Here is a 10,436-nt window from a genome sequence, read left to right as displayed (position 1 = left end):
CAGCGGCACCATGGCGTTGATGACCACGGCGATGCCGCGGGCTTCCTGGCCCTGGATCTGGCCGCGACGGCTGTTCAGGTCGCCGATGATGTTGCCGACATATTCTTCCGGCGTCACGACCTCGACCTTCATGACCGGCTCCAGGAGCTGCACGCCGAGCTTCGGGGCAGCTTCGCGGAAGCAGGCACGCGACGCGATTTCGAAGGCCAGAACCGACGAGTCGACATCGTGGAAGGCACCATCGATGAGCGTCGCCTTGACGCTGATCATCGGGAAGCCGGCGAACGGACCGGAAGACAGGACGCTCTCGATGCCCTTCTGAACACCGGGGATGTATTCCTTCGGCACGGCGCCGCCGACGATCTTGGACTCGAACACGTAGTCTTCGCTCTCGGTGTTCGGCTCGAAGACGACCTTGACGCGGGCGAACTGGCCCGTACCACCGGTCTGCTTCTTGTGCGTGTAGTCCTGCTCGTGCGAGCGGGTGATCGTCTCGCGATAGGCCACCTGCGGAGCGCCGACATTGGCCTCAACCTTGAACTCGCGCTTCATGCGGTCGACGATGATGTCGAGATGAAGCTCGCCCATGCCGGCGATGATGGTCTGGCCGCTTTCCTCGTCGGTCTTGACGCGGAAGGACGGGTCCTCGGCTGCCAGGCGATGCAGGGCCAGGCCCATCTTCTCCTGGTCGCCCTTGGTCTTCGGCTCGATGGCGATCTGGATGACCGGCTCGGGGAACTCCATGCGCTCCAGGATGACCGGGGCCAGCGGGTCGCACAACGTGTCGCCGGTGGTGGTCTCCTTGAGGCCGGCCAGAGCGACGATGTCGCCGGCGAACGCCTCTTCGATGTCGGCACGCGAGTTGGAGTGCATCTGCAGCATGCGGCCGATGCGCTCCTTCTTGCCCTTCACCGTGTTGTCCACCGAGATGCCCTTGGTGAGCTTGCCCGAGTAGATGCGGCAGAAGGTGAGCGAACCGACAAACGGGTCGTTCATGATCTTGAACGCCAGCATGGCCAGCGGCTCGTCATCCGTCGAATGACGGACGATCTCAGCCTCGGTCTTGGCGTCGATGCCCTTGATGGCCGGAATTTCGTCCGGAGCCGGGAGGAAGTCGATGACGGCGTCGAGCAGCGGCTGGATGCCCTTGTTCTTGAAGGCGGTGCCGCAGAACACGGGGTGGAACTTCACCTCGATGGTGCCCTTGCGGATCAGCTCGCGCAGCTCGTCGATCGACGGGATGTTGCCTTCGAGATAGGCGTTCATCGCATCGTCGTCCATCTCGACCGCGGTCTCGATAAGCTTCTCGCGATATTCCTCGGCTTTGGCCTGGAGGTCCGCCGGAATCTCGACGACATCCCACTGCGCGCCGAGCGCTTCGTCGCGCCAGACCAGCGCCTTCATCTCAAGCAGGTCGATGACGCCCTTGAAATCGCTCTCAGCGCCGATCGGCAGCTGCATGGCGAGCGGGATCGCACCGAGACGCGACTTGATCATCTCGAGGCAGCGATAGAAATCGGCGCCGATCTTGTCCATCTTGTTGCAGAAGATCATGCGCGGAACATGATATTTCTCGGCCTGGCGCCAGACGGTTTCGGTCTGCGGTTCGACGCCGGCGTTGGAGTCGAGCAGCGTGATCGCACCGTCGAGCACGCGCAGCGAACGCTCGACCTCGATGGTGAAGTCGACGTGGCCGGGAGTGTCGATGATGTTGAAGCGGCGGTCCTTGCCGTCACGGCCCTTCCAGGAGGTGGTGGTGGCAGCGGACGTGATGGTGATGCCGCGCTCCTGCTCCTGTTCCATCCAGTCCATGGTCGAGGCGCCGTCGTGCGTCTCGCCCATCTTGTGGTTCTTGCCCGTGTAATAAAGGATACGCTCGGTCGTGGTCGTCTTGCCGGCATCGATGTGGGCCATGATGCCGAAGTTACGATAGTCGTGGATGGGAAATTCGCGGGCCATGGGAGGTGCCTCTTACTCTTCTTTCGCGCTTACCAGCGGTAGTGCGCGAAGGCGCGGTTGGCTTCGGCCATCTTGTGGGTGTCTTCACGCTTCTTGACGGCGGTGCCGCGGTTGTTGGCCGCATCCATCAGCTCGCCCGAAAGACGGTCGATCATGGTGGTTTCGTTGCGGTTGCGGGCAGCCGAGATCAGCCAGCGGATGGCGAGGGCCTGGCGGCGCTCCGGACGAACGTCGACCGGAACCTGATAGGTCGCACCACCGACGCGGCGCGAACGCACTTCCACGTGCGGCGCGACATTGTCGAGCGCCTGATGGAAGACGCCGACCGGCTCCTGCTTGGTCTTGGACTGGACCTGGTCGAGCGCACCGTAGACGATGCTCTCGGCAACCGACTTCTTGCCGTCGTACATGACGGCATTCATGAACTTGGTGATGACGAGATCGCCGAACTTGGGATCGGGGTTGATCTCGCGCTTAGCTGCACTGTGACGACGGGACATACTGTTGTCTCTCTTCTCTCGCGCGGCGCATAAAAAGAAAGCGCCGAAGCCGCAAACTTACTTCGGACGCTTGGCGCCGTACTTGGAGCGACGCTGCTTGCGGTTTTTAACACCCTGGGTGTCGAGCACGCCGCGGATGATGTGATAGCGCACGCCCGGAAGGTCCTTGACGCGGCCGCCGCGGATCATGACCACGGAGTGCTCCTGGAGGTTATGCCCCTCACCCGGGATATAACCAATGACCTCGAAGCCATTGGTCAGGCGGATCTTCGCAACCTTGCGCAGAGCAGAGTTCGGCTTCTTCGGCGTCGTCGTGTAGACGCGCGTGCAGACGCCACGCTTCTGCGGGTTCTGCTGCATGGCCGGGACTTTGTTGCGCACTGCCGGCGCCTTGCGCGGCTTGCGGATCAGCTGGTTGACGGTAGGCATTAAACCCTCTTGTCTCTCAATTCCGTGTCTCGAACCCACTCAGGGCAGTCTAAAGCACCATTTCCATACGCAAATTCGGGCCACAAGCCGCCTCTCGCGGTGCTGCCCGAACAAAAAGCAGAGGAAGCGTTGCCGCTTCATGCATGCCGGAAATGTCTTTTCGCTCGTAAAACGAACCCTGTTTGAGGCTAACTCCGAGGCGCGTCGCCCCGAAAAGGAAAGTCTCACATCGGCTCAGACTGGGCGGCTTCTACTCGCAAGCCCCCCTTTCGTCAACCCCACGACGCCAGATTCTGCGCCAAATCCGGGCCATTGCCCGGTTTCGGCCGTCTCCGGTAATTTTCTTTCGCGGGATACGCAGGATTGCGCACAATGTGGTCGCGTTCCTGCCCTCTTACAAGGTAGAGTCGCGAAAATTCGGCGTCCCGGTACCCGCTATCCACCAGCAAGTGAAGAATCAGCCATGAACGACAATGACGCACAGGACGGCGAGCGTACCGTCACCATCATCACCGGCCGCGTGTGGCGAAGCAAGAACGGCAGGCCCGAGGGCGTGCATGTGATGCTGGTCGCGCCCGACGACGATTCCGCCGTGCGCAGGGCGCTGGAATCACTCGCCGCCGAGGGTTACGCCGAAGCCGAACTCGACCAGATCGGCGACATGCAGGGCGAGCCTGACGACGAGCCACACCTTTCCGCCTATCAGGGCGCACTGGAAGGCGAAGTCTCGATCATCACTTTCGATACGCCGGAATAGAGCACGGAACCGAAAAGCGGCCGGCTGACTGGCTCAAGCCCAGGCCAGCCCTTGATTCCCGTGGGATATCTCCTCCCCGAAGCCGGAGTTCGATCGCACCCCGAATTGACAGTTGACCCGAAGCGGGTTCAACTTCTGTTGTCGCAGCGCAACAAATGTTCTGGCTTGCCGGAACGAACCCCTTCGGGAGGGAAATCATGGACGCGTTCCTGAGTGGCCTCAAGGCCATCATCGACACGCTGGGAGCCACCGTGCTCCTGCCGGTCGTCATCTTCATCATCGCACTCATTCTCGGCGCCAAGGCCGGCAAGGCCTTCCGAGCCGCCGTCACCATCGGCGTCGCCTTCATCGGCATCAATCTCGTGCTCGGGCTCATGCTCGGGACGATCGGCGATTCGGCGCAGGCCATCGTCAGGAACACCGGCATCCAGCGCGATATCGTCGATGTCGGCTGGCCGTCGGCAGCGGCGATCGCCTTCGGCTCCTCGGTCGGATTGTGGGTCATTCCGATCGCCATCATCGTCAACATCGCCTTGCTGATGACGCGGCTGACGCGCACCCTCAATGTCGACGTGTGGAACTTCTGGCACTTTGCCTTCATCGGCTCGCTGGCCACCGCCGCCACCGGCAGCCTCGGCTACGGCCTCGTCGTCGCCGCCCTGATGGCCGCGCTGTCGCTGCTGTTCGCGGACTGGTCGGCGCGCGCCGTGCAGAAATTCTACGGCGTTCCGGGCGTTTCGGTCCCGCATCTGGCCTCGGCCCAGATCCTGCCCATCGCCATCGTCGTCAACTGGGTCCTCGACCGCCTCCCCGGCATCAACAAGATCGATCTCAGCACCGAAACCATCGAACGCCGGCTCGGCGTGTTCGGCGAACCGGTCGTGCTCGGCCTGATCATCGGCCTCGTGATCGGCGTTCTCGCCTACTACAATGCCGGCGATGCCAGCACCGTCATTTCCAAGGTGCTGCAGACCGGCATGACACTGGCGGCCGCCATGCTGCTCCTGCCGCGCATGGTGAAGATCCTCATGGAAGGCCTGCTGCCGGTATCGGAAGCCGCGCATGAATTCGTGCGCAAGCGGGCCGGCGACCGCGAACTGCTGGTCGGCCTCGATTCGGCGATCCTCATCGGGCACCCGGCGGCGATCTCCTCTTCGCTCATCTTGGTGCCGATCGCCATCCTGCTGTCGATCATCCTGCCGGGCAACCGCGTCATCCTGTTCGCTGACCTCGCGGTCATTCCCTTCATCGTGGCGATGACGGCACCGGTGCTGCGCGGCAACGTGTTCCGGATGGTGGTGGTCGGCACGATCACGCTGGCGGCCGGCTTCTATGTGGCCAATGCGCTGGCGCCGCTGTTCACCAGCGCTGCGGTCGCGTCGGGCTTCACCATGCCGGCCAATGCGGTGCAGATCACCTCCGTCGTCGATGGCTTCCTGTGGATTTCCTATGTCGTCATCGCCGCCATCCAGAATCTCGCCGTGTTCGGCCTGATCGTTCTGGCAGCCGTCATCGCGCTCTGCTTCTGGCTCTATCGCCGCAACACCGATGCCTGGGAACGGGCAGCCGGCGCGGGCGAACCGGATGCGGTGACCAACCAGACACAGGAGGCCTGACCACATGACGCGATCCCTTGCCGGGCAGATCGAACGCGAAGCCATCGCGGTCAAGGCAGATGCCGCTACCAGCGAGGAGGTCATCCGCCTGCTCGCCGGCCGGCTGGAAAAGCTTGGCCATGTGCGGACGAGCTTCGCCGAGGCGGTACTGGCAAGGGAAGCGCGCTTGCCCACCGGCTTGCCGATGGGACGCGGCAGCAATGTCGCCGTGCCCCATACGGACCCCGAACATGTCCTGAAGCCCGGCATCGCCATAGCGACGCTGGCGCATCCGGTCGATTTCGCCAATATGGAAGACCCTGATGAGGCGGTGCCGGTCGGACTGGTGTTCATGCTGGCACTGAACGACAAGGACCGGCAGATCGAGATGCTGCAACAGATCATGCTGACCATCCAGGACGAGACCCTGAGCCAGAAGCTGCTGGACGCCGGCACACCGGACGAGCTGCTCGCCCTGCTCGACGGCACACAACAAGGAGAACAATAGGAATGGCCCTGCAAAAGAACGTGCTGTTTGCCTGCGGCACCGGCATCGCCACCTCGACACTGGTATCGCATGCGGTGACCGAGGCGATGAAGGAGCGCGGCATCAACATCAATTCCACGCAATGCAAGGCGACCGAAGTGCGCTCCATGCTCAACGGCGTCGACCTCGTGGTTTCCACCACGCAGCTTCCCACCGATCTCGGCGTGCCGGTCATCACCACCCTCGCCTTCCTGACAGGCGTCGGCAAGGCGGATGTGCTGGACAAGATCGAGGCCACGCTGCGGGGCTGAGCCCGCCTCATTCGCCTGGTTCAAGACAAACAGCCAAAACAAAAGGCCGCCGGATCGCTCCGGCGGCCTTTCTTGTTGGCTTTTCGCCGACTGACGGCGCTTACTGCGCCGCCGTCGTCATGTCGACCAGCATCGTCTCGGCCGTCTCGGCGCCCGAGGCCTTGCGGCGCTCGTCGAGGATCAGCTCGTCGCGCGACGTGGCGATGCGGCGGATCTGGCTCATCTGGCCACCCGTACCGGCCGGGATCAGGCGACCCACGATCACGTTCTCCTTCAGGCCCTGCAGCATGTCGGTCTTGCCGGCAACAGCAGCCTCGGTGAGCACGCGGGTGGTCTCCTGGAACGACGCGGCCGAGATGAAGGACGGCGTCTGCAGCGAGGCCTTGGTGATGCCGAGCAGCACCGGCTGGCCGGCCGCGGGCTTCTTGCCTTCCTCGAGCAGGCGATCGTTGATCTCGTCCAGTTCGATCACGTCGACATGGTCGCCCGGGATGTAGGTCGAGTCGCCCTGCTCCGTGATTTCCACCTTCTGCAGCATCTGGCGAACGATCACCTCGATGTGCTTGTCGTTGATCGACACGCCCTGCAGTCGATAGACTTCCTGGATCTCGTTGACGAGGTAGGAGGCCAGAGCCTCGACGCCGCGGATCGCAAGAATATCGTGCGGCGCGGGGTTGCCGTCGAGGATGTAGTCGCCCTTCTCGATGACGTCGCCGTCCTGAAGATGGAACGGCTTGCCCTTCGGGATCAGGTATTCCACCGGCTCCAGCGTCGAGTCATGCGGCTCGATGATGATGCGGCGCTTGTTCTTGTAGTCGCGGCCGAAGCGGATCGTGCCATCGATCTCGGCGATGATGGCGTGATCCTTCGGACGGCGAGCCTCGAACAGTTCCGCAACGCGCGGCAGACCACCGGTGATGTCCTTGGTCTTGGCGCTTTCCATCGGCACGCGGGCCAGAACGTCGCCGGGCTTCACATGCGCGCCGGGCTCGACCGAGAGAATGGCCTCGACCGAGAGCAGGAAGCGCGCATCGCCGCCCTTCGACAGCTTGGCGACCTTGCCCTTCGCGTCCTGCACCACGATGGCCGGCTTGAGGTCCGAACCGCGCGGCGTCGAGCGCCAGTCGATGACCTCGCGCTTGGTGATGCCGGTCAACTCGTCGGCCGTCTCCTGCACCGAGATGCCGTCGACCAGGTCCTCGAACTCGACCCGGCCCTCGACTTCGGTGAGCACCGGACGGGTGTAGGGGTCCCACTCGGCGATACGCTGGCCGCGCTTCACCTTGTCGCCATCGTCCACGAAGATGCGCGAACCGTAGGTGACGCGGTGGGTGGCGCGCTCCTTGCCGGCCTCGTCGAGGATCAGGATCGCCATGTTGCGGCCCATGACCACGAGGTGACCGTCGGAGTTGCGCACCACGTTGCGGTTGCGGATCTGCACCGTGCCCTCATACGAGGCCTCGAGGAACGAGGAGTCCACCACCTGCGCCGTACCGCCCATGTGGAAGGTACGCATGGTGAGCTGGGTGCCCGGCTCGCCGATCGACTGCGCGGCGATGACGCCGACGGCCTCGCCCTGGTTGACCGGCGTTCCGCGCGCTAGGTCGCGGCCGTAGCAGACCGCGCAGACGCCGGTGCGGACCTCGCAGGTCAGCGCCGAACGGATGCGAACCGCCTGCACGCCGGCCTTCTCGATCAGCTCCACATCGCGCTCGTCCATGAGCGTGCCGGCCTTGACCAGAACCTCGCCAGAGACCGGATGCACGATATCGTCGAGCGCGGTACGGCCAAGCACGCGCTGACCGATCGAAGCGACGACCTGTCCGGCATCCACGATCGGCTGCATGGTGAGGCCCTTGTCGGTGCCGCAGTCGATGGCGTTGACGATGCAGTCCTGCGCCACATCGACCAGACGACGTGTCAGGTAACCCGAGTTCGCCGTCTTCAAGGCGGTGTCGGCCAGACCCTTGCGGGCGCCGTGGGTCGAGTTGAAGTACTCGAGAACGGTGAGGCCTTCCTTGAAGTTGGAGATGATCGGCGTCTCGATGATCTCGCCCGACGGCTTGGCCATCAGGCCGCGCATGCCGGCAAGCTGGCGCATCTGGGTGGGCGAACCACGCGCACCCGAGTGCGACATCATGTAGATCGAGTTCATCGGCTTCTGACGGCCGCTGTCGTCGAACTCCACCGCCTTGATGCGGCCCATCATTTCCTCGGCGACCTTCTCCGAGCACTTGGCCCAGGCGTCGACCACCTTGTTGTACTTCTCGCCCTGGGTGATCAGACCGTCGTTGTACTGCTGCTCGTATTCCTTGGCGAGCGCCTCGGTATCCGCCACCAGCTTGGCCTTGGTGTCCGGAATGACCATGTCGTCCTTGCCGAACGAAATGCCGGCGCGGCAGGCATGGGCGAAGCCGAGCTGCATGATGCGGTCACAGAAGATGACCGTCTCCTTCTGGCCGCAGTGACGATAGACCGTGTCGATCATCTTGGAGATGTTCTTCTTGGTCATCTCCTGGTTGGCGATGTCGAAGGGCACGTTGACGTTCTTCGGCAGAAGCTCGCCGATGATCATGCGGCCGGGCGTGGTCTCGTAGATCTTCGAAACCGGGTTGCCCTCGGCATCGACGGTCTTGAAGCGGCCCTTGATCTTGGCGTGCAGGGTGACGGCCTTGGTCTCGAGCGCATGCTGCATCTCGCCCATGTCGGCGAAGGCCATGCCCTCGCCCGGCTCGTTCTGGTTCATGATCGACAGGTAGTAGAGACCCAGAACCATGTCCTGCGACGGCACGATGATCGGCGCGCCGGAAGCCGGATGCAGGATGTTGTTGGTCGACATCATCAGCACGCGGGCTTCGAGCTGCGCTTCCAGCGACAGCGGAACGTGCACGGCCATCTGGTCGCCGTCGAAGTCGGCGTTGAAGGCGGTGCAGACCAGCGGATGAAGCTGGATCGCCTTGCCCTCGATCAGGATCGGCTCGAATGCCTGGATGCCCAGGCGGTGCAGCGTCGGCGCGCGGTTCAGGAGAACCGGATGCTCGCGGATCACCTCGTCGAGGATATCCCAGACCTCCGGACGCTCCTTCTCGACCAGCTTCTTCGCCTGCTTGACGGTGGACGAATAGCCCTTGGCATCGAGACGGGCGTAGATGAACGGCTTGAACAGCTCCAACGCCATCTTCTTCGGCAGGCCGCACTGGTGCAGCTTGAGCTCGGGGCCGGTCACGATCACCGAACGGCCCGAATAGTCGACGCGCTTGCCGAGCAGGTTCTGGCGGAAGCGGCCCTGCTTGCCCTTGAGCATATCGGACAGCGACTTCAGCGGACGCTTGTTGGCGCCGGTGATGACGCGGCCGCGGCGGCCGTTGTCAAACAGGGCGTCCACCGCTTCCTGCAGCATGCGCTTTTCGTTGCGCACGATGATGCCGGGCGCGCGAAGCTCGATCAGGCGCTTCAGGCGGTTGTTACGGTTGATGACGCGGCGATACAGGTCGTTCAGGTCGGAGGTCGCGAAGCGGCCGCCGTCCAGCGGAACCAGCGGGCGCAGGTCCGGCGGGATGACCGGGATGACCTTCATGATCATCCATTCCGGGCGGTTGCCGGATTCCATGAAGTTCTCAACCACCTTGAGGCGCTTGAGCAGCTTTTTCTGCTTCAGCTCCGAGGTGGTGGAAGCGAGTTCCGAACGCAGGTCGCCGGCGATCTTCTCCAGGTCCATGGAAGCCAGAAGCTCATGGATGGCCTCGGCCCCGATCATGGCGGTGAAGCTGTCCTCGCCATATTCGTCGACGGCCAGCATGTACTCCTCTTCGGAGAGAAGCTGGTTTTCCTTCAGCGCGGTGAGGCCCGGCTCGGTGACGATGTAGTTCTCGAAATAGAGAACGCGCTCGATGTCCTTGAGAGTCATGTCGAGCAGCGTGCCGATGCGGCTCGGCAGCGACTTCAGGAACCAGATGTGGGCGACCGGCGCGGCCAGCTCGATGTGGCCCATGCGCTCGCGGCGCACGCGCGACAGCGTGACCTCGACGCCGCACTTCTCGCAGATGACGCCCTTGTACTTCATGCGCTTGTACTTGCCGCACAAGCACTCATAGTCCTTGATCGGCCCGAAGATGCGGGCGCAGAACAGGCCGTCACGCTCCGGCTTGAACGTGCGGTAGTTGATCGTCTCCGGCTTCTTGATCTCGCCGAAGGACCACGACAGGATCTTCTCCGGGCTGGCGAGCGAAATCCGGATGGAATCGAACACCTGCGCGGGCGCCTGCGGGTTGAAGAGATTCATGACCTCTTGGTTCATGCCATTCTCCTTTGCGGGGTCCTCGAATACCCCAATTTCGTTTTCGTGCGGGGTGAACCCGCGAGAACCGGCCTCGGCCGGAAAATTTCGTGCGGCCCTCG

The 10,436-nt window shown here is 63.1% G+C and carries 8 protein-coding genes; 4 read left to right on the top strand and 4 right to left on the bottom strand.

The window, feature by feature from the left end; genetic code table 11:
- The 3 genes from fusA to rpsL form a co-directional block, all read right to left on the bottom strand.
- A partial coding sequence (gene fusA, locus ACVCNR_RS17185; protein WP_447075610.1) for an elongation factor G occupies nucleotides 1-1,959 on the bottom strand: 1,959 nt, incomplete at its 3' end.
- A gap of 29 nt (nucleotides 1,960-1,988) precedes the next feature.
- Nucleotides 1,989-2,459: a 30S ribosomal protein S7 gene (gene rpsG / locus ACVCNR_RS17180; protein ID WP_354199864.1), complete on the bottom strand. Its 471-nt coding sequence runs from the start codon at nucleotides 2,457-2,459 to the stop codon at nucleotides 1,989-1,991.
- A gap of 57 nt (nucleotides 2,460-2,516) precedes the next feature.
- Nucleotides 2,517-2,888 carry a 30S ribosomal protein S12 gene (gene rpsL / locus ACVCNR_RS17175; protein WP_035033399.1) on the bottom strand — a complete coding sequence of 124 codons (372 nt, stop codon included), beginning with the start codon at nucleotides 2,886-2,888 and terminating at the stop codon, nucleotides 2,517-2,519.
- A gap of 463 nt (nucleotides 2,889-3,351) precedes the next feature.
- On the opposite strand from rpsL, the gene ACVCNR_RS17170 reads away from it, so the two are divergent.
- From ACVCNR_RS17170 to ACVCNR_RS17155, 4 genes are all read left to right on the top strand, one after another.
- The gene (locus tag ACVCNR_RS17170; RefSeq protein WP_447075608.1) at nucleotides 3,352-3,645 is read left to right on the top strand and encodes a transcriptional regulator; all 294 of its coding nucleotides are present in this window, start codon (nucleotides 3,352-3,354) and stop codon (nucleotides 3,643-3,645) included.
- Nucleotides 3,646-3,842: 197 nt separating this feature from the next.
- Complete coding sequence (locus ACVCNR_RS17165) at nucleotides 3,843-5,261, top strand: PTS galactitol transporter subunit IIC (protein WP_447075607.1); 1,419 nt, start codon at nucleotides 3,843-3,845, stop codon at nucleotides 5,259-5,261.
- Between the two features lie 4 nt (nucleotides 5,262-5,265).
- Nucleotides 5,266-5,748, top strand: a complete 483-nt coding sequence (locus ACVCNR_RS17160) for a PTS sugar transporter subunit IIA (protein ID WP_447075605.1) — start codon at nucleotides 5,266-5,268, stop codon at nucleotides 5,746-5,748.
- 2 nt (nucleotides 5,749-5,750) lie between these two features.
- Nucleotides 5,751-6,038 (top strand): PTS sugar transporter subunit IIB, encoded by a 288-nt coding sequence (locus ACVCNR_RS17155; RefSeq protein ID WP_035033392.1) that lies wholly within the window; start codon nucleotides 5,751-5,753, stop codon nucleotides 6,036-6,038.
- A gap of 100 nt (nucleotides 6,039-6,138) precedes the next feature.
- Here the strand turns inward: ACVCNR_RS17155 and rpoC are convergent, their stop codons facing one another.
- A complete protein-coding gene (gene rpoC, locus ACVCNR_RS17150) occupies nucleotides 6,139-10,335 on the bottom strand; it encodes a DNA-directed RNA polymerase subunit beta' (RefSeq protein WP_447075604.1) in 4,197 nt (1,398 codons plus the stop codon).
- Nucleotides 10,336-10,436 lie beyond the last annotated feature (101 nt).

This window comes from Aquamicrobium terrae (assembly GCF_052978165.1).
The sequence above is the reverse complement of the archived record's forward strand: the minus strand, read 5'-3'. Positions and strand labels throughout refer to the sequence as shown.